A 19,594-nucleotide genomic window follows, 5' to 3' on the forward strand; every position below is an offset into this window, starting at 1 on the left:
ACGCGTAACCCTGAATATAGAGCTACGCATCAATTTGCTCCATCGCCTGCAATACGCGCTTGTCCGATACCGGGAACGGGGTGCCCAACTGCTGGGCGAAATAGCTTACCCGCAGTTCTTCGATCATCCAGCGCACCGCTTGCACGTCGTCGTCGTCGCGGCGCTCCACCGGCAGCTTGTTGCACCACTGACGCCACGCCTGCTGCACCTGCTCCACCTTGAGCATCTGCGCCCGGTCGCGGTGCGCATCCTGCGCCAGTTTTTCCAGCCGCCGCTCAATGGCCTGCAAATAGCGCAGAACGTCCGGCAGCCGCCGCCAGCCGTTGGCGGTGACGAAGCCGCGGAACACCAGGCCGTTGAGCTGGCTTTTGATATCGCTCAGCGCCAGCGCCATCGACATATCCACCCGGCCCTTCAGGCGCTTATTGATGGCAAACACCGCGGTCAGGATCTGTTCGACCTGTTGGGCGATATCCACCACCGACTGGTTAAGTTCGGCGCGTACTTTTTCATGCAGGCGCCGGAACGCCTCTTCCTGCCACACAGGCCCGCCGAATTCGGCGATCAGCTTATCCACCGCGCAGGCGATACAGTCGTCAATCAGATCGAGCACCTTGCCGTAAGGATTAAAATAGAGCCCCAACTTCGCCTTATTGGGCAGTTTTTCATGCAGATACTTGATGGGCGACGGAATATTCAGCAGCAGCAAACGCCGCAACCCCTGCCGCATCGCCTGCTGCTGCTGGCGCGGCGTATCGAATAAACGGATCGCCACGCTCTCTTTTTCGTCCACCAGCGCCGGGTAGGCTTTCACCGAATAGCCGCCGCGCTTCTGCTCGTAGCAGTCCGGCAGCGAGCCGAAGCTCCAGAGGTGCAGACCGCTCTGCTCCAGGCCGTCGTCCGCCACCGCGGAGAGGGTTTGCTGCACCCGGTCTTTAAGCTGCTCTTTCAGCGCGGACAGATCCTTTCCCTCCCGCAGGGTGCGGTTTTTTTCATCCACCACGCGAAACGTCACTTTTAGATGATCGGGCACCTGTTGCCACTGCCACTCGTCGCGCGGCACCGTCACCCCGGTCATCAGCCGCAGTTCGCGCTCCAAGGCGTCCAGCAGGCCGCGTTCCAGCGGCGTGGCGCGCGCCAGAAACGCTTCGGCGTAATTGGGCGCCGGCACAAAATTACGCCGCATCGGTTTGGGAAGGGATTTAATCAACGCAATAACCAGTTCGCGGCGCACGCCGGGGATCTGCCACTCAAATCCCTCTTCCCGCACCTGATTAAGGATCGGCAGCGGGATATGCACCGTCACGCCGTCCGCATCGGTGCCCGGCTCGAACTGATAGGAGAGGCGCAGCTTCAGGTCGCCCTGATGCCAGAAATTGGGGTAATCCAGCGCGCTGATATCGTCCGCCCCGTCCTTAATCAGCATGCTTTTTTCAAAGTTCAGCAGATCGGCATCCTGACGGCCGGCGGATTTCCACCACTGGTCGAAATGGCGGGCGGAAATGATATCGGGCGGCAAACGCTGGTCGTAAAAGGCGAACAGCGTTTCATCGTCCACCAGAATGTCGCGACGGCGGGATTTATTTTCCAGCTCCTCAACTTCCGCCAGCAATTTCAGATTGGCGCGAAAAAAGGCGTGACGGGTTTGCCAGTCGCCCTCCACCAGCGCGTGGCGAATAAACAGCTCGCGCGCCAACGGCGGGTCGATCTGGCTGTAGTTCACCTTGCGCGCCGCGACAATCGGCAGACCGAACAGGGTGACTTTTTCCTGCGCCATCACCGCGCCCTGCGCTTTTTCCCAGTGCGGATCGCTGTAGCTGCGCTTGATCAGGTGCTGGGCCAGCGGCTCGATCCATTCGGGATCGATACGCGCGGCGATGCGTCCCCACAACCGGCTGGTTTCCACCAGTTCGGCGACCATCGTCCATTTGGGCGGCTTTTTAAACAGGCCGGAGCCGGGAAACAGGGCGAAACGGGCATTGCGCGCTCCGCTGTACTCCTGCTTATCCACGTCTTTCTGGCCGATATGCGACAGCAGCCCGGTCAGCAAAGCGCAGTGGACACTGCGATAGTCGGCTGGCGCGCTGTTGATCGGCAGCCCCTGCTCCTTCACCACCTGCCGCAGCTGGGTATAGATATCCTGCCACTCGCGCACCCGCAGATAGTTGAGATATTCGCTGCGGCACAGACGGCGGAACTGGCCGGACGACAGCGCTTTCTGCTGCTCGCGCAGGTAATCCCACAGATTGACGAACGCCAGAAAGTCGGACTCCTTGTCCGCAAAACGGCGGTGCTTTTCATCCGACGCCTGCTTTTTATCCAGCGGACGCTCGCGCGGATCCTGAATGGACAACGCCGCGGTAATCACCATCACCTCGCGCACACAGCCGGTGTTGCGCGCTTCCAGCACCATGCGCGCCAGGCGGGGATCGATGGGAAGCTGCGCCAGCTGACGCCCCTGCGGCGTCAGCTGATAATGGCCGTTTTCCGCCAGTTGAATCGCCCCAAGCTCCTCCAGCAGGCGCACGCCGTCCTGAATATTGCGTTTATCCGGCGCTTCCACAAAGGGGAACGCCGCGATATCCCCCAACCCCAGCGCGGTCATTTGCAGAATGACCGACGCCAGATTGGTGCGCAGGATTTCCGGATCGGTAAATTCCGGGCGCGACAGGAAATCCTGCTCGGAATAGAGCCGGATGCACACCCCGGCGGCGACGCGTCCGCAGCGCCCTTTGCGCTGATTGGCGGAGGCCTGCGAAATCGCCTCAATCGGCAGACGTTGCACCTTGGTGCGGAAACTGTAACGGCTGATGCGCGCCGTGCCGGGGTCGATAACGTAGCGGATGCCCGGTACGGTCAGCGAGGTTTCCGCCACGTTGGTCGCCAGCACGATGCGGCGGCCGTGGTGCGACTGAAATACCCGGTTCTGTTCCTGATTCGACAGCCGGGCATACAGCGGCAGCACCTCGGTATGGGGTAAATCCAGCTTGTTCAGCGCATCCGCCGTATCGCGAATTTCCCGCTCGCCGCTCATAAAAATCAGGATATCCCCCGGCCCTTCCCGGCCCAGCTCATCCACCGCGTCAAAAATCGCCTGCAGCTGATCGCGGTCGCTGTCCTCCGCGTCCTCCACCACCGGGCGGTAACGCACGTCGACCGGATAGGCGCGGCCGGAGACTTCGATAATCGGCGCGTTGGAGAAATGACGGGAAAAACGCTCGGGATCGATGGTGGCGGAGGTAATAATCACCTTCAGGTCGGGACGCTTCGGCAGCAGCTGGCGCAAATACCCCATAATAAAGTCGATATTCAGGCTGCGTTCGTGCGCTTCATCGATAATCAGGGTGTCGTACTGCATCAACAGGCGGTCCTGCTGGATTTCCGCCAGCAGAATACCGTCGGTCATCAGCTTCACCAGCGTATTGTCGCCCACCCGATCGTTAAAACGAACCTTGTAGCCCACGCTGCCGCCCAGCGGCGTTTCCAGCTCGGTTGCAATGCGCTCGGCCACCGTTCTGGCGGCCAGACGGCGCGGCTGGGTATGGCCGATCAGCCCGCGCACCCCGCGGCCCAGCTCCAGGCATATTTTCGGCAGCTGGGTGGTTTTTCCCGAGCCGGTTTCCCCGGCGACGATGATCACCTGATGGTCGCGCAGCGCCTGCAGAATACGATCTTTTTTCTGGCTGACGGGCAGTTGGTCGGGGTAACTGACGGCGGGGCAGCCGGCGCGACGGTTTTCCACTTTCTGGCGGGCGATGGCGATCTCACCTTCGATCTCCTGGACGATGGCGGCCTGCGCCTGCGGGCCGCTCACTTTCGCCGCCCCCTGTAACCGGCGCTGCAGACGTTGTCGATCGCGGAGCATTAACTCGCTTAACTGCGAAGATAATGCGTTGAGAGGTGATTTCACGTTGTCATTCCTTAATGCTTTTTGCTATGGCGAGTGGTGGAAACGCCTTTATTTTTCGGCGGGCATGGTAGCACATAGACGGCGATGGCTCTAACCACGGACGATGAACCTTTATTCAATAAAACTGAAAGATGTGCTCGAAATATTGCCCTTTCAAGCCATTGAGGAGGCGGATAAGATAGCATTCAACATCATTGTTATCCTGCATTACTTTTGTGCTTGGCTGTTTATTGCGCGCCGGTCGGCGCGCTTTTCTTTATCTCTTCCCCCGCGGCGCCGGGTGATTTTTCCAGCAGCTGCGTCGCCTCTTTATCCGCCCGGATATAAATATCATGATCGATTTTAACGTTCATATTGATGGTTATCGGCTCCTTGGGCGCCGCGACTTCTATCCGCGGCACACAGCCGGTCAGTAAAAGCAGGACGCCAAAGGTTCCCGATACCGCATAGAGATTTTTCATCATTCCGTCCTGAATTTAGTCATTCGCCTGCTGCTCCAGCGTATCCTGCAAATTATCGCCGAAACGTAAACTGCGCCATAGCTGGAAAATATTCTCCTGATGGCGGTAGTTAAGTATTACCTGCCGTTCGGCGCTGAGCAGGGGATTTTTTCCCTGAATCTGCGCGCCAAGGGAAAGCGCGCCCTGATTATCCAGTTCAACCGTCGCATGGGAGCGGCCGATCTCCAGGTAGCGCAGCCAGCGGATTGCCGCGCCGCTGGCCATGTTTTTACTTTCCAGCTCGTCGGCGAACTGTTTATCCAGCCGCAGCGTGAGGAAACGATCGTTGGTAATGCGCCCCTGTCGGATCAGCATTCGCGGGTGGTTGAAATCAAGCGGCAGTACCCCGCTCACCCGCCCGGACATCGCCAACTGTTTTATTTTCAGCAGCGGAAACAGTTCGCTGAGTTCGACGCTCTCCACTTTGAACAATGCCGCTTCCCGCTGCGGCCAGCGCAGGGCGGAAAGCCCGACGTGCCCGCTTAATACATCCATGGCGGCCTGCGTCATGGTCAGCGGCCGTTGTTCGCTGTAGGGATAGAAACCTTGCAGGTCGACGCGGATATTGGTCATCTTGAACAGATTATCCAGCATGTCGATACGCAGCGTGACCGGCTGTTTCACTCCCAGCTGCCACTGCTGATCCTGCAGGCGGTAGGGAAGAATAAAGTTAACGCCGTCGACTTCGCCATCCTGCAGCCACAGCCCGCCGTCCTTCACGACCCAGTGGCCCCCGGCGCGGAACCCTTCCCCGCGCGCCGCGGAAAAGGCGGACTGGGCATAAAACTGTCCGCTGCGGATCCTTATTTTCAGGTTGGCGGACAGCAGCGGCTGAAACACTCGCAGCGGCTGTTGCGGCCACCAGGCGCCGCCGCGCAGCCGTTCGCCATCCCAGCGTCCGCGCAGCGCCACCGGACCAATATCCTGCGCCCGCAGCTCTCCCTGCCACAGGAAGTCGCCGGGATCGCGCCCGCGCAGCTTAAGCGTTAAGCGCGACGGGGGAAGATAGCCGCCGTTATTAAACTCCGCCCGTTCGGCAACGAGCTGCAACGCCCCCTGAAAATCGGCCTCCGCGCGGGCGCGCTGCCAGCGCAGCGGCTCGGTGATGGTCAACCGCGGCAGATGCACCTTCATCAACCCATAGTTCAGCTGATCCAACCCGCTGGAAAGCTGCTTGATCTCGATAAGGGTATCCTGCCAGCTGCCGCGCCCGGCCAGGTCTCCTTTACTTTTTAGCGGCGGCAGTTGCCCGTTGCCCCAGTAGCGCCACTGCCAGTTCCCCTTATCCGGCCAGAAATCCTGCGCCTTGCCGTCAAGGTGTAGCTTAAAGCTTCCCCAATAGTCGTCCCGCGCCCTGACTATCGCCTGCAAACGGCCGTTGACCCCCGCGGCGCTGACTCGCAGCCCGGCCAACGGCCAGCGGGCTTCCTCAAGCCGCAGCTGCGGCGCCGGCGTACCCCAGGCCCGCAACAGCGCCCCCGGTAAAATAGACAACTCAGGATCCAGCGCCGATCCCTGAATGACGCCCGGCAATGACGCCGTTAACGACAGGTCCGCCAGATTGGCCTGACCGGTCAGCCGAAAGCGCAGTTCGCTGTTAATCAGCCCCAGATTGCCCGGTCCCAGCACCAGCACCGCGTTGGCTTTGCCGTTGTGCCCCTGGGTCAACATATTTATCCGGGCGTCAATCCGGGTTTTATCCAGCCCCTGACGCCAGTTTCGCAGGGAGAGAGAGACCCTGCCGGAGAGCGGCTGCGCGGCGTAGGGCCAGCGCCAGACGCCGTCATTGACCTGAATGGCGTCTTCGCTCAGCCGCCACGGCAACGCCGCCAGGGGTTCTCCGTCGCCGACCGCATGCAACGCCAGCTCCCCCTGCCGCGCCTGCCAGCGTAGTGAGGCGGTAAGCGGATCCGACGCCTGTCCGCTTTCCAGATTTGCTTTCAATTCGCCGCGTACCGGCGGCAGCGTCAGCGTATCCGCCAGATCCAGCTCCCCGCTGACCCGCAGGCGGGAAGAACCCGTCGGGGTCGCCAGCATGCCGTTGCGCAACGTCAGATGCCGCTGCTTCAATTCAGCCTGCAAAGCCAGCCGCTCCCCCTGATAATGCAGCGTTTGCCGCTGATTGCCGTCGGTCGTCAGGCTCATCCGGCTGGCATACTCCGGCCAGGGGCGCAGGGTGAACGTTTTGATGGCGATCTCCGCGGCGGGCAAGCGCTGCTGCCACTGTGAAAGCAGCGCCGGCGCCGCGTTTTCATCCGCAGACAACAGCGGCAGGCAGTCGCTGTCCAGCGTAACGGCATCTGCCTCGACGTGCCATCGGCCTGACTGCCGCCGCAGCGAGATGTCGCTCGCCTCAAGCAGCGGGCAGCCGCCGGCCTTCAGACTAAAACCATCGCTTCGCAGCCCCCCGTCACGCCACTCGGGAGAGGCGTTCAGCGTCAGCGAAATCCCTGACGGCAACCAGGCGTTCAGCAAACGCGGCAACCATTGCGGCAGCGTCCACCATGATGCGGCCAACAGCAGTAGTACCAGCGCCAATCCCGTCAGCGAGTATTTTTTAATCATCAGCGGCTATTAAATATCCTAATTTCATTCAGGCCCGTATGCGGGTCGCGCTCCGTTCTACCATTATGGATTAACTATTTGCCTTTTTTCATTCCCTGGCGGTTACTGTTAGCCGGGCAACAATTTGTCTATTCACTATTTTCTGATAGTTTAACCAGAGGATGTTGCGGAGAAACAGGTTATGAAACTGGCAGTTTACAGTACCAAGCAATATGACCGTAAGTATTTAGAACAGGTCAATCAGCAGTTTGGCTATCAGATAGAGTTTTTTGAATTTATGCTGACCACGCGCACCGCCAAAACCGCGGCGGGCTATCAGGCGGTGTGCATTTTTGTTAACGACGACGGCGGCCGCGACGTATTGACCGAGTTGGCGGAGCTTGGGGTAAAAACCGTCGCGCTGCGCTGCGCCGGCTTCAATAACGTCGATCTCGACGCCGCCAAAGAGCTGGGAATCAAGGTCGTCCGGGTGCCGGCCTACTCGCCCGAAGCCGTTGCCGAACACGCCGTCGGGATGATGATGTGCCTTAACCGCCGCATTCATCGCGCCTATCAGCGTACCCGCGACGCCAACTTCTCGCTGGAAGGGCTGATCGGCTTTAATATGCACAACCGCACCGCCGGGATTATCGGCACCGGCAAAATCGGCGTCGCCGCCATGCGCATCCTGAAAGGGTTCGGCATGCGCCTGCTGGCGTTCGATCCCTACCCTAACCCGCAGGCGCTTGAACTGGGCGCCGAATATGTCGATCTGAAAACGCTGTACGCCCGCGCGGATGTCATTTCGCTGCACTGTCCGCTGACGCCGGAAAATCATCATCTGCTTAATCAGGCGGCTTTCGCGCAGATGAAAACCGGGGTGATGATCGTCAATACCAGCCGGGGGGGATTAATTGACTCGCAGGCGGCCATTGATGCGCTGAAACAGCAGAAAATCGGCTCGCTGGGCATGGACGTCTACGAAAATGAACGCGATCTGTTCTTTGCCGACAAATCCAACGACGTGATTCAGGACGACGTATTCCGCCGCCTGTCCGCGTGTCACAACGTGCTGTTCACCGGGCACCAGGCATTTCTGACGGAAGAGGCGTTAACCAGTATTTCCCAGACCACGCTGCAAAACCTGCAGCAGATAAGCCGGGACGATGAGTGCCCCAATCTGTTGAATCCCTGAGCCGCTCTGGATGATGACCCGCGGCGGACCGGCGCTGCCGCGGGCGTCAGCCGGCGGGACAAGTCCCATTCAGCAGCGCCTGTTCGTCGCAGCGCTTACCGTTGGCCAACTGGCAGGTTCCCACGCTGGCGCCGTTCAGCTGCCTTGACGTCGCCATCGTGCCCCCCGCCAGCACACAGTTAACCTCAGCCGGCGTACTGCTCTTTAGCAGCACAATGGAGTTTCCGGCGTTATCCGCCGCAACTCCCTGCCGCTCCGCGGCCGCGTTTTTTTCACCGTTGCTGCAACCGGCCAGCAGCAGCGCAGCGGCGGCGAACAGCCATTGATACCTTTTCATTCTCTGGCTCCAGTACGTATTTATGATGTGACTTAATTCATTCTATAACAAACGCCGAAATCACATGAAGCAAATTATCCCTGGAATTCAATTTAGGGTATAAGCCCGACCATTGGAAAAAGTAATGAAAGATCCATTCATTTTCTTTATAGCCTAAAGCCTGCGTTTAATCGTCTTAATGGGTAAAAAATATGTACTTGAAACGGATTGGGAATATATTGATAGGATTCATAAAATAACAGGTTAATTAATTTACCATAAGGAGATTTTATATGATGACCGGCATAGATAAAGAGGCATCCATTGAAAACGGCGGTTTGGCATATCACCCTTTTTCAGGGCTGGCGGCAGAGTTGATAAATCAGGATGGGAAAAGAAAGCTGCTGACTCAGGCCTGGGACTTATCAGAACAGGACGCCGTATCCGCGCTTTTTAATCAGGTTAACGCGGTAGCGGAAAAAGATCGCGCCATTCATAAACTGGCGCACGATTTGGCCTTATCATTAAGAAAGAAAAAGGTCGCCAAAAACCGCGCGGCCATCGTGCAAAATCTATTACAGGAATATTCGCTCTCTTCGAGGGAAGGAATTGCATTAATGTGCCTGGCTGAGGCGCTATTGCGCATACCCGATAATGATACCCGCGATTTGCTGATAAGCGATAAAATTTCCGGCCGCGACTGGAAGGCGCATATCGGCAAGACCCGGCCTTTATTCGTTAACGCGGCGTCGTGGGGTTTAGTGCTCACCGCCGCGCTTGTCAGCTATAGCCATAAACCACAAACGGCGGGCGGCCTGAAAAAAATCATCCGCATCTGGTCGCCGGCGCTAATCAGAAAAGCGATGAATACCGTGATGCACGTGATGAGCGAGCATTTCGTTACCGGAGAAACCATCGCGCAGGCATTGGAATACTCGGCAAAAATAACAGAACAAGGATTTACCTATACCTATGACATGCTGGGAGAAGCCGCGTTAACCCAAAGCGACGCGCAGGATTATATTCAACGCTGCCGGAATGCGCTGCATGAGATCGGTAAACGCGCCGACGGCAAGGGAATATATTCCGGCCCCGAGTTTTCGCTTAAGCTGTCGGCATTGCACCCGCGCTATACGCGTCATCAGTATCACCGGGTATTAAATGAAATATACCCGGCGTTGAAATCATTAGTGATACTGGCTAAAGAATATAACGTTGCTATTACCATTGACGCCGAGGAAGCGGAACGTTTAGATATTTCACTGGATTTACTGACAAAACTTTGTCACGAACCGGAACTTCAATCCTGGAACGGCATTGGTTTTGTGGTGCAGGCATATCAAAAACGCTGTTATTACGTAATAGATTTTTTGAAAAATCTGGCGAAAACCACCGGGCGGCGGTTGCGCGTCCGCCTGGTCAAAGGCGCCTATTGGGATAGCGAAATCAAACGCGCCCAGATCGCCGGACATAAAACCTATCCGGTATTTACCCGTAAAGTGTATTCGGATATCTCCTACCTGGCCTGTGCCGGCTCCCTGTTGTCCGAGCCTGAACTGATTTATCCGCAATTCGCCACTCACAACGCCCAAACCCTCGCCGCCGTATACCATATCGCCGGGGATAATTTTCAGCCTGAGCAGTATGAATTTCAGTGCCTGCACGGCATGGGGGTTCCTCTTTATCAGGAAGTGGTGGGTAAGGAAAAATTGGATCGCCCCTGTCGAATCTATGCGCCGGTGGGGTCGCATGAAACGCTGTTGCCCTACCTGGTGCGCCGCCTGCTGGAAAATGGCTCCAACAGCTCTTTCGTCAATAAAATCGCCGATTTAACCATCCCCCTCGATGATTTGGTGGCCAGCCCGGTGAACGAAGTCAAAAACCTGGCGCAAACGGAGCATGAACTAGGATTGCCCCATCCCAAAATCCCGCTGCCACGCCATATTTATGGCGCCTCCCGCCCCAACTCCGCCGGCTTGAATTTATATGACGAAGATTGCCTGCGCCATTTATCCCATGCCTTAACCGCAAGCTCGGCGGAGCAGAGTCATGTTACGCCGCTTATCGCCGCAGCCTCTCCGCTTTCGACGCCCAAACCGATAATCAACCCGGCGGAGTCGCGGGATATTATCGGCCAGGTTTACGATGCCGGCGATGAGGATATCGCTATCGCGCTCGCGGCGGCTGAAAAATCCGCCGCGAGCTGGGCCGCCGTTCCTCCCTCCCGCCGCGCGCAGATCCTGCAACAGGCCGCCGAAATCATGGAGCAAAGAATGGGCGAACTGATCGGCGTGCTGATCCGGGAAGCGGGAAAAACCTATGGCAACGCCATAGCGGAAGTCCGTGAAGCCATCGACTTTCTGAATTATTACGCCGGACAGGTCAACGACAGTTTTGATAATCAAACCCATACGCCGCTCGGGATCGTTGTTTGCATCAGCCCGTGGAATTTTCCGTTGGCCATTTTTACCGGACAGGTGGCGGCGGCATTAGCCGCGGGCAATACCGTTATAGCCAAACCCGCTGAACAGACGCCGCTAAATGGCTATAACGCCGTCAAAATTCTGCACCAGGCCGGTATCCCCGTCGACGTTCTGCAGCTATTGCCCGGCCGGGGGGAAACCGTCGGCCAAAAGCTTATTGCCGATGAAAGAGTAAAAGGGATTATGTTCACCGGCTCGACCGAGGTGGCCTCTTTTATTCAACGACAAATCGCCGGAAGAGTGGATGCGTCCGGCCGTCCAATACCGCTTATCGCCGAAACCGGCGGTATTAACGCCATGATTGTCGATTCATCCGCCCTGCCGGAACAGGTTATTATCGACAGCATTAATTCGGCTTTCGATAGCGCCGGCCAACGCTGTTCGGCATTAAGATTAATTTGTATTCAACATGATGTCGCCGATCGGCTATTGAGCGCGCTGCGCGGCGCCATGGCCGAATACCGCATGGGAAATCCGCAACGGCTGTCCACCGATATCGGTCCCGTTATCGACGCCGAGGCAATGAATAACATCAATTCGCATATCAAGGAAATGGCGGATAAGGGATTTCAGGTACATCAGGGAGCGGCTAATCCGGCATCGGATGATGTTGCCGTCGCCAGGGGCTGTTTTATCGCCCCGACGTTAATTGAAATAAACCGCATCGAAGATTTGCAAAAAGAGGTATTCGGCCCGGTTCTGCACGTATTGAGGTATCATAGCCGGCAGCTTCCCTCCCTGGTGGAAAAAATAAACGCCTCAGGCTACGGACTGACGTTTGGACTTCATTCCCGTATCGACAGCACTATTGATGAAGTCACAAAAAATATCAAAGCCGGGAATATTTATATCAACCGCAATATCGTCGGAGCCGTGGTCGGCGTGCAGCCGTTTGGCGGCGAAGGGTTATCCGGCACCGGCCCCAAAGCCGGCGGGCCGCTATATCTTTATCGCCTGCTGGCGGCATACCCAACCGATGCGCAACGCAAGGGGCTGAATTACACCTCCCCATCGCTACCCGAAAAAACCGCCGGACAGACCGCATTACTGGCCGCGCATAACGCCCTGTCATCATGGCTGGAAAAAAATGAGGCCGCCGTTTATCCGCTGTGCGAACAGTTTATAAAAAACGGCGCCAGTTTCACCACCAGCGACTTACCGGGTCCGACGGGAGAAGCCAATAGCTACCGCTTGCTCCCCAGAGAACGCGTCTTGTGTTTAGCGCAAAGCCGGCAGGACGTTTTAGCGCAGCTTGCCGCGATAACCAGTATCGGCGGCAAAGCCTTATGGCCGGATGAACCTCGCTACCTTGAGATTTACGGATTGCTGCCTGATGCCGTGCAACAGGTTGTGGACATCGAGCCTCTGTCCGGCGTCTTTGCTAGCCGCTTTGACGCGGTAATCCATCACGGCGACGCCGAATCGCTGCAAAGAACCTGTCGGCTCGTGGCAGAGCGCGGCGGTCCTATCGTTTCAGTTCAGGGTCTGAAAAGCGGGGAAACGGATATTCGGCTTGAGCGCCTGCTTATCGAGCGCTCGGTGAGCGTCAACACGGCCGCCGCCGGCGGGAATACCCAATTGATGACCATAGATTAACGCGCGGTTTCGGGCTGTGCCTCTCTCTTCCCCGGCGACGATAAGGAGTAATACCCTTGGGGTTGCAAATCAGATAACGTGCCATATACTCGATGTATATAGCAGCTAACGACAATGTATAGCGAGGTGTATCATGTTCCAGCAAAGCAAAGTTTTCATGAGCAACCGAACCCAGAATGTTCGGCTGCCGGTCAATCTCCGTTTCCCCGATAACGTCAAAGAGGTGACTATCAGGGCAAAGGGCATGGAGCGGATCATTACCCCCGTCAGGAACACCTGGGACAGTTTTTTCCTTTCCGGGCCAGAGGTAACGGATGACTTTCTGCCCCAACGCCCTGAACAGGTAAGCAGCGAGCGGGAATCCCTTGATGATTAAGTACCTGCTGGACACCAACATCGTCATTTTCACCATTAAGCGGCGGCCGGAATTTTTACTCCCGCGCTTTAATCAAAATGCGGAACTGCTGGCCATTTCAACCATCACGCTGGCAGAGTTGGTTTTTGGAGCGGAAAAAAGTAGCCACCCCGCAAGGAACCTCGCAACGGTAGATGATTTCGTTTCCAGAGTGACGGTGCTTCCCTACGACGAGTCCGCCGCTTTCCACTATGGCAACATCAGGGCATCGCTGGAAAAAGCCGGAACCCGAATCGGGGACAACGATTTACACATAGCCGGGCATGCCAGAAGCAGAGGGCTGATTGTCGTCACCAACAACACCAGAGAATTTGACCGGGTAGATGGGCTGCGGGTTGAAGACTGGACGCAACCTTGATAAAAGTCCGCAGCAATGAACGAAACGAAGACCAATTTAGCCTGCTAAACATTAAACTATGTTTGCCCCTGTGGTGCCCCTTTGCAAAATGAGCACATGTAAATATGCAAGAAAAACAAATAGTTAACCAAAAGCAACAATACAATCTCAACAAACTACAAAAACGCCTGCGCCGTAACGTCGGCGAAGCCATCGCCGATTTCAATATGATTGAAGACGGCGACCGCATTATGGTTTGCCTGTCCGGCGGTAAAGACAGCTTCACCATGCTGGAAATTCTGCGCAACCTGCGACAGAGCGCGCCGGTCGACTTTTCTCTGGTGGCGGTCAATCTCGACCAGAAGCAGCCCGGCTTTCCTGAACACGTATTACCGCAATACCTGGAGAGTATCGGCGTTGAGTACCTGATCGTTGAAGAAAACACCTACGGCATCGTTAAAGAAAAAATTCCGCAAGGCAAAACCACCTGCTCGCTGTGCTCACGCTTGCGGCGCGGCATTCTGTACCGCACCGCAACGGAGCTGGGCGCCACCAAAATCGCCCTCGGCCATCACCGCGACGATATTCTGCAAACGCTGTTTTTGAATATGTTCTACGGCGGGAAACTGAAAGGGATGCCGCCGAAACTGATGAGCGACGACGGTAAACACGTGGTGATCCGCCCGCTGGCCTATTGCCGTGAAAAAGATATCGAGCGCTTCGCCGAAGCCCGCCAGTATCCCATTATTCCGTGCAATCTGTGCGGCTCGCAGCCTAATCTGCAACGCCAGGTGATCAAGGATATGCTGCGCGACTGGGATAAACGTTATCCCGGACGTATCGAGACCATGTTCAGCGCGATGCAAAACGTGGTGCCTTCCCATCTGGCCGACCATGCGCTGTTTGATTTCAAAAGCATTCATCACGGCGGCGAGGTGATCGATGGCGGCGATTTGGCCTTCGATCGTCAGGAGCTTCCGCTGCGGCCGTCCGGCTGGCGGCCGGAAGACGAGGATGAAGCGCCGTCGCCGGCCAGGCTCGACGTAGTGGAAATTAAATAGTTTGCTGAATACAGGGTTGCCAACGGAAGCCTTTTACCCCCATAAATCAGGGAAAGGAATGTCTGTAAGCGCAGTGAGGGTTTCGTGCGCACTAACCTCAGTCGATTTCTGCAACTGTCGCAGCACGCGCCCGACATGGGGCAGCTCAGTCGCCGCCGCCCCATGCCCCCCGGGCTTTTCGCGAAATCGCGTCGCTACGCGATGCCTTCGGCGTTCGTGACCGCTGGTCGGGCCGCCATTGACGCGCTCCCGGCGCGGCACTGGCTTTCGCGGCGTCCCTGCCGCTCACCCGGCGGTCACGCCCACCTCAGCGCGATTTTTTACGCGAAGGAAAACCTTTAAAAAGCCACATTCTGCTATCTAAGAATGCTTAATTATTTTCTGAGGATTCCCCAGTCCCCCGGCAGTCCTTTATCGGTGCGGCGGCGGTTCGGGGATCGGCTGCGGTTTTGGCAACGGATCAGGGATGGGAATGGGATCGGTGGGGATCGTATCGACGAGCGGATAGGCCGCCAGGCTCTGCATAGGCATACTTTCCTCCTCGGTGTTGGATGAATTATCGTCAAATCCTGCGCCTGAAACGCCGATTGCGCGGTTAGCGAATCCAGCACTTATCGATTAAGCATAGAAGCCGAGGGGATAGCCCGCCATAAAAAAACGTCGGGAACGTTTTTCAACGCCACAACGTGGCGGCCCGGAGGGTGGCGGGCAGGATAGCCCGCCATAAAAATCGCCGGGAGAAACGTTAAACGTCGCTCCGCGACGCATAAAAAAATGCCGACGAAATCGTCGGCATGGTGTGAATCAATTGTGCTATGCAGTAATTCAAAAAAGGAAGTAAGACAATATGGAGCGCAACGCCCATCGCTTGGCGTTGCATTCACCTGCGAGCGGGATAGTGCCGCACAACCGGGTTAAAAATGTTGATATCGCTCAAGTTCGGCGGCTTTTTTTGCGCATCCGCAGCAGTCTGTGACCTTCCACGCAATAATTATTGTCACATATTCACAACCATTTACTGCGTTTTAACCACCAGGCAACACCGCCAACCAATCCCACCAACATCAGGCAAAAGGTGGCGAACCCCAGCCGGGAATCGCCTCCCGGTATCCCGCCCAGATTGACGCCGAACAAGCCGGTGAGAAAGGTGGTGGGGAGAAACACCATGGCCAGCAGCGACATGGTATAGGTGCGCCGGTTCATGGCGTCGGTCATTAAGGTAGTGATTTCATCGGATAGCACCGTGGTGCGCGAAATGCTGGCATCCAGGTCCTCCAGTCCGCGCCCCAGCCTGTCGGCGATCTCCTGCATTCGGCGTCGGTCGTCGTCCTGCATCCAGGGCAGTTTCTCTCCCGAGAGGCGGGAAAACACATCCCGCTGCGGGGTCATATAGCGCCGCAATACGATAAGCTGTTTGCGGATCAGCGCCAGTTCGCCCTGCTGGGGGATTTTTTGCTCCAGCAGATCTTCTTCCAGATCGACGATTTTTTCATGCAAATCATCGATAAAGTCGCTGGTATGGTCGGTCAGCGCTTCCGCGATGGCAACCAGCCAGCTGCCGCTGTCCGTCGGCCCATGACCCTCTTGCAGATCGGCCAACACTTCGTCAATCGCCAACAGCTTGCGGCGCCGGGTGGAAATAATCAGCTTATCGGTAATAAACACCCGAATGGCGACCAGTTGGTCGGGGCGTGAGTTCTCATTGCGGTTAATGCTGCGCAGCGTGATCATCGTGCCTTCGCCCAGACGGGTGACTCTGGGGCGTACGCTTTCTCCCAGTAAGGCATCGCGCACGCTGTCCGGGACCAGCGTGGTTTCCGTCAGCCAATGCGCGCTGGCCGGCTGGGTGGAGTCGAGGTGCAGCCAGCAGGGTTTGGCGTCCGTGACCACATCATCATCGCCTATCGGCGCGATCCCGCCCGCGCCGTTCAACTGGTAGGCATACACCGCGCCGGTGTGTTGCAGCTCTTTTCCTTTAAAGGATTCCACGCTTTCCTCCGGGTCCGATATCACCCTGTTCAGTGTTTAACGATATACAGCGTGTGGCTATAAGCCACGTCCTCCGGGTTGGCGATCGGATAGCCTTTTACCCAGGGTTTAATCAAACGCCCGTTGGTGTATTGATAGATCGGCGCAATCGGCGCCTCTTCCAGCAGAATCTGCTCCGCCCGGTTATAATCGGCGTTCAGCGCCTCGGCGTTGGTCTGATTGCCCGCTTCGTCCATTAACCGGTCGTAATCGGCGTGGTTAAACCGGGCGATATTACCGCTGTGGCGCGAGGTCAATAATGACAGGAAGGTCGAGGCTTCGTTGTAGTCGCCCACCCAGGACGCCCGCACCACATCAAAGTCGCCGCTGTTGCGGCTGTCGATATAGGTCTGCCATTCCTGATTGACCAGGCGTACGTCAACCCCCAGTTTGGTTTTCCACATTGAAGCAATCGCGATGGCGATTTTCTGGTGGTTTTCCGAGGTGTTATACAACAACGAGAGCTTCATCGGCTTGCCGGGGCCGTACCCCGCGGCAAATATCAGCGCTTTCGCCTGCGCATCCAGTTCATCCTGACCGTATTGCTGCAACAGGCTCTGCGCCGGTTTAAAGCCGGCGGTCACGTCCGGCGTGAAGTGATAGGCCGGTTTTTCCCCGGTTCCCAACACTTTTTCCGCAATGACCTTGCGGTCAATCGCGTAAGAGAGCGCCTTGCGCACCCGCACATCGTTGGTGGGCGCCCGTTGGGTGTTGAATGCGTAGTAGTAGGTGCCCAGCTGTTCCGGGGTATAGACCTGGCCGGGCAGGTCCTGCAACAGCTTGCGGTACATATTTTTGGGAAAGGATTCGGTAATATCGATATCGCCGGACAGATAGCGTTTGGTGGCGTTCGACTCCTGATTAATGGGAACGAACGTCACTTTGGTCAATTTGGTATTGGCGTGATCCCAGTAATAGTCATTCGGCGTCAGCACCAGTTTTTCGTTCACCACCCGCTGTTGCAGTTTAAAAGCGCCGTTCCCCACCAGATTGCCGGGTTTCGTCCAGTCGTTGCCGTATTTTTCCACCGTGGCCTGATGTACCGGAAACAGGCTGAAATTGGCCAGCAGGCTGACGAAATAAGGCACAGGCCTGCTGAGCTGCACCTTCAGCGTATGGTCGTCCACCGCGGTTACGCCCAGTTGGTCCGGCGGCGCTTTTCCTTCGATGATCTGCTCGGCGTTGGCGATCCCCGCCAGACGGGCGAACCAGGAGAACGGCGAGCTGTTTTCCGGCGCGACCAGTCGACGCCAGCTATAGACAAAATCTTTTGCAGTAAGCGGCTCGCCGTTCGACCAGCGGGCATCGCCGCGCAAGGTAAAGATGAACGTGCGGTTATCGCTGGTTTGCCAGCGTTGCGCCACGCCCGGAATAATGTTGCCCTGCGCATCCTGGTTAACCAGCCCCTCGAACAGATCCCGCGAGACCTGCGCCTCCATCAGCCCTACCGCCTTTATCGGATCCAGCGAGGCGGGCTCATCCTTGATATGGCGGACAATTTCCTGCTTGTCGGCCAACTCGGTTCCGGCTGGAACCTGCGCCGCCGCGGCATGTTCCGTCACTGCCGCGAACAGCGCGGCATATAATGCACAATGACCCAGTCGCATAATGCTTTTTCTCACACAATGATGAAGTTACTGAATAATATCATAGTCAGAAATCGCGCTATGCATTTAGTCCAATCCGCCGCACAGATGTTATTTTTGATCTCGACCATTATGATGAACCGGATTAAAGACACAGAGGGCTGAGAAATGGAAAATAATATTATCTCCCAGCGGGCCCGCTCACAGCGCGGCAATCTCCCGTCGCTGGGCGAACCGTATGGCAAATCGCTGCTCGGCGCGCCGCTGCTCTATTTTCCGGCTGAACTGCCGCAGCAGAACAGCGGGCTGATTATTGCCGGTACGCACGGCGATGAAACCGCCGCCGTGGTGACGTTATCCTGCGCGCTGCGCACCCTGTTCCCTGGGCAGCGCCATCACCATGTGGTGCTTGCCGTTAATCCCGATGGCTGCCAGTTGGGATTGCGGGCGAACGCCAACGGCGTTGATATCAACCGCAACTTCCCCGCCGGCAACTGGCAGCCGGGGAGTACGGTATACCGCTGGAACAGCGCTGCCGCCGAGCGGGACGTGGAGCTTTCCACCGGCGAAACGCCGGCGTCGGAGCCGGAAACCAAGGCTTTGTGCACGCTTATCGAGAAACTTAATCCCGCCTGGGTTGTCTCTTTTCATGAGCCCCTGGCCTGTATTGAGGATGCGCATAACTCGCCCCTGGGCCAGTGGCTGGCGCGGCAATTTGATTTGCCGCTGGTGGCCAGCGTGGGCTACGACACCCCCGGCTCTTTCGGCAGTTGGTGCGCCGAGCGGAGGTTGCCGTGCATTACCGCGGAGCTGCCGCCCGTCTCGGCGGATGCCGCCAGTGAATGCTACCTGAACGCGATGACGGCATTGCTATGCCGTAATTTTTATATCAATGTTGCCGATGTTGCCTTAAACTGAGCAACGCGTTAACCATCTGTAACTTAAGGATACATACATGTCACAGAACGTACATTTTCAAGGCAATCCAGTCCCTCTGGCCGGCACCTTCCCCGCCAAAGGCGACAAAGCCAAGGCTTTTACTCTGGTTGCCAAAGACCTGTCGGACGTCTCTCTCAGCAACTATGCGGGTAAACGTAAAATTCTGAATATTTTCCCCAGCATCGATACCGGCGTATGCGCCGCCTCGGTGCGTAAATTCAACCAGTTGGCGTCCGAACTGGATAACACGGCGGTGCTGTGTATCTCCGCCGACCTGCCGTTCGCCCAGGCCCGCTTCTGCGGCGCGGAAGGTTTGAACAATGTGGTGGTGCTTTCCACCCTGCGCGGCGCCGAGTTTAAAGAAAACTATGGCGTCGCCGTTGCGGATGGCGCGCTGCAAGGCCTGACCGCCCGCGCCGTGGTTATTCTGGATGAGCATGACAACGTATTGCATAGCGAACTGGTGAACGAGATCACCACCGAGCCGGATTACGATGCCGCTCTCGCGGTACTGAAATAACCGCTGCGTAGCACGTTATCGTCCCGGCCAGCGGCGGTGCCAGGCCGGGACGATAACGACTCAATCCGATCGCCGCCTCACCCCGATATGCGCTTATTCGCTGCAACCGCCGCTCTTGCCGCCGGGCAAGATTTTGTGACAACGTCACCAAGCAAAAGGGATAA

14 protein-coding genes are annotated in these 19,594 nt (G+C 56.9%); 7 read left to right on the forward strand and 7 right to left on the reverse strand.

The window, feature by feature from the left end:
* Positions 1-22: 22 nt before the first annotated feature.
* From hrpA to DDT56_RS09540, 3 genes are all read right to left on the reverse strand, one after another.
* Complete coding sequence (gene hrpA, locus DDT56_RS09530; RefSeq protein WP_136166222.1) at positions 23-3,910, reverse strand: ATP-dependent RNA helicase HrpA; 3,888 nt, start codon at positions 3,908-3,910, stop codon at positions 23-25.
* A gap of 227 nt (positions 3,911-4,137) precedes the next feature.
* The gene (locus DDT56_RS09535; RefSeq protein ID WP_136166370.1) at positions 4,138-4,371 is read right to left on the reverse strand and encodes a YnbE family lipoprotein; all 234 of its coding nucleotides are present in this window, start codon (positions 4,369-4,371) and stop codon (positions 4,138-4,140) included.
* A gap of 15 nt (positions 4,372-4,386) precedes the next feature.
* Positions 4,387-6,975, reverse strand: coding sequence for a YdbH family protein (locus DDT56_RS09540; RefSeq protein WP_136166223.1), 2,589 nt, complete (start codon positions 6,973-6,975; stop codon positions 4,387-4,389).
* Between the two features lie 181 nt (positions 6,976-7,156).
* Here DDT56_RS09540 and DDT56_RS09545 point away from each other — a divergent pair, with 181 nt between their 5' ends.
* Positions 7,157-8,149 carry a 2-hydroxyacid dehydrogenase gene (locus tag DDT56_RS09545; protein ID WP_136166224.1) on the forward strand — a complete coding sequence of 331 codons (993 nt, stop codon included), beginning with the start codon at positions 7,157-7,159 and terminating at the stop codon, positions 8,147-8,149.
* A 46-nt stretch (positions 8,150-8,195) separates the two neighbouring features.
* Here DDT56_RS09545 and DDT56_RS09550 read toward each other — a convergent pair whose 3' ends face one another.
* The gene (locus DDT56_RS09550) at positions 8,196-8,486 is read right to left on the reverse strand and encodes a putative hemolysin (RefSeq protein ID WP_136166225.1); all 291 of its coding nucleotides are present in this window, start codon (positions 8,484-8,486) and stop codon (positions 8,196-8,198) included.
* A 275-nt stretch (positions 8,487-8,761) separates the two neighbouring features.
* Between DDT56_RS09550 and putA the strand changes: the two genes are divergently transcribed.
* The 4 genes from putA (at position 8,762) to ttcA (ending at position 14,357) form a co-directional block, all read left to right on the forward strand.
* Positions 8,762-12,544 carry a trifunctional transcriptional regulator/proline dehydrogenase/L-glutamate gamma-semialdehyde dehydrogenase gene (putA, locus tag DDT56_RS09555; protein WP_136166371.1) on the forward strand — a complete coding sequence of 1,261 codons (3,783 nt, stop codon included), beginning with the start codon at positions 8,762-8,764 and terminating at the stop codon, positions 12,542-12,544.
* Between the two features lie 133 nt (positions 12,545-12,677).
* Entirely contained in the window at positions 12,678-12,920 is a 243-nt protein-coding gene (gene vapB, locus DDT56_RS09560) for a type II toxin-antitoxin system VapB family antitoxin (RefSeq protein ID WP_136166226.1), read from the forward strand.
* On the forward strand, positions 12,913-13,317 hold the full coding sequence (vapC, locus tag DDT56_RS09565) for a type II toxin-antitoxin system tRNA(fMet)-specific endonuclease VapC (protein WP_136166227.1): 405 nt from the start codon (positions 12,913-12,915) through the stop codon (positions 13,315-13,317). Before vapB ends, vapC begins: the two co-directional genes overlap by 8 nt.
* A gap of 104 nt (positions 13,318-13,421) precedes the next feature.
* On the forward strand, positions 13,422-14,357 hold the full coding sequence (gene ttcA / locus DDT56_RS09570; protein WP_136166228.1) for a tRNA 2-thiocytidine(32) synthetase TtcA: 936 nt from the start codon (positions 13,422-13,424) through the stop codon (positions 14,355-14,357).
* Between the two features lie 411 nt (positions 14,358-14,768).
* On the opposite strand, the gene ynaL is transcribed toward ttcA, so the two are convergent.
* The 3 genes from ynaL to DDT56_RS09585 all read right to left on the reverse strand — a co-directional run bounded on the left by ynaL (position 14,769) and on the right by DDT56_RS09585 (position 17,992).
* Positions 14,769-14,888, reverse strand: a complete 120-nt coding sequence (gene ynaL, locus DDT56_RS25250; RefSeq protein WP_470287756.1) for a proline-rich small protein YnaL — start codon at positions 14,886-14,888, stop codon at positions 14,769-14,771.
* 474 nt (positions 14,889-15,362) lie between these two features.
* Positions 15,363-16,346: a zinc transporter ZntB gene (gene zntB, locus DDT56_RS09580; protein WP_136166229.1), complete on the reverse strand. Its 984-nt coding sequence runs from the start codon at positions 16,344-16,346 to the stop codon at positions 15,363-15,365.
* Positions 16,347-16,375: 29 nt separating this feature from the next.
* Complete coding sequence (locus tag DDT56_RS09585; RefSeq protein WP_136166230.1) at positions 16,376-17,992, reverse strand: peptide ABC transporter substrate-binding protein; 1,617 nt, start codon at positions 17,990-17,992, stop codon at positions 16,376-16,378.
* 147 nt (positions 17,993-18,139) lie between these two features.
* On the opposite strand from DDT56_RS09585, the gene mpaA reads away from it, so the two are divergent.
* Positions 18,140-18,889, forward strand: a complete 750-nt coding sequence (gene mpaA / locus DDT56_RS09590; protein WP_136166231.1) for a murein tripeptide amidase MpaA — start codon at positions 18,140-18,142, stop codon at positions 18,887-18,889.
* A gap of 37 nt (positions 18,890-18,926) precedes the next feature.
* Positions 18,927-19,430 carry a thiol peroxidase gene (tpx, locus tag DDT56_RS09595; protein WP_136166232.1) on the forward strand — a complete coding sequence of 168 codons (504 nt, stop codon included), beginning with the start codon at positions 18,927-18,929 and terminating at the stop codon, positions 19,428-19,430.
* Positions 19,431-19,594 lie beyond the last annotated feature (164 nt).

The sequence above is a fragment of the Brenneria corticis genome (assembly GCF_003115855.1).
GTDB lineage: Bacteria > Pseudomonadota > Gammaproteobacteria > Enterobacterales > Enterobacteriaceae > Brenneria > Brenneria corticis.

What these genes read in the sequence shown, in the direction of transcription:
- vapB (WP_136166226.1), top strand. Translation starts at nt 12,678, where the DNA reads ATGTTCCAGCAAAGCAAAGTTTTCATGAGCAACCGAACCCAGAATGTT.
- DDT56_RS09550 (WP_136166225.1), bottom strand. Translation starts at nt 8,486, where the DNA reads ATGAAAAGGTATCAATGGCTGTTCGCCGCCGCTGCGCTGCTGCTGGCC.
- putA (WP_136166371.1), top strand. Translation starts at nt 8,762, where the DNA reads ATGACCGGCATAGATAAAGAGGCATCCATTGAAAACGGCGGTTTGGCA.
- ynaL (WP_470287756.1), bottom strand. Translation starts at nt 14,888, where the DNA reads ATGCCTATGCAGAGCCTGGCGGCCTATCCGCTCGTCGATACGATCCCC.
- ttcA (WP_136166228.1), top strand. Translation starts at nt 13,422, where the DNA reads ATGCAAGAAAAACAAATAGTTAACCAAAAGCAACAATACAATCTCAAC.
- tpx (WP_136166232.1), top strand. Translation starts at nt 18,927, where the DNA reads ATGTCACAGAACGTACATTTTCAAGGCAATCCAGTCCCTCTGGCCGGC.
- DDT56_RS09545 (WP_136166224.1), top strand. Translation starts at nt 7,157, where the DNA reads ATGAAACTGGCAGTTTACAGTACCAAGCAATATGACCGTAAGTATTTA.
- DDT56_RS09535 (WP_136166370.1), bottom strand. Translation starts at nt 4,371, where the DNA reads ATGAAAAATCTCTATGCGGTATCGGGAACCTTTGGCGTCCTGCTTTTA.
- DDT56_RS09585 (WP_136166230.1), bottom strand. Translation starts at nt 17,992, where the DNA reads ATGCGACTGGGTCATTGTGCATTATATGCCGCGCTGTTCGCGGCAGTG.
- DDT56_RS09540 (WP_136166223.1), bottom strand. Translation starts at nt 6,975, where the DNA reads ATGATTAAAAAATACTCGCTGACGGGATTGGCGCTGGTACTACTGCTG.
- vapC (WP_136166227.1), top strand. Translation starts at nt 12,913, where the DNA reads ATGATTAAGTACCTGCTGGACACCAACATCGTCATTTTCACCATTAAG.
- mpaA (WP_136166231.1), top strand. Translation starts at nt 18,140, where the DNA reads ATGGAAAATAATATTATCTCCCAGCGGGCCCGCTCACAGCGCGGCAAT.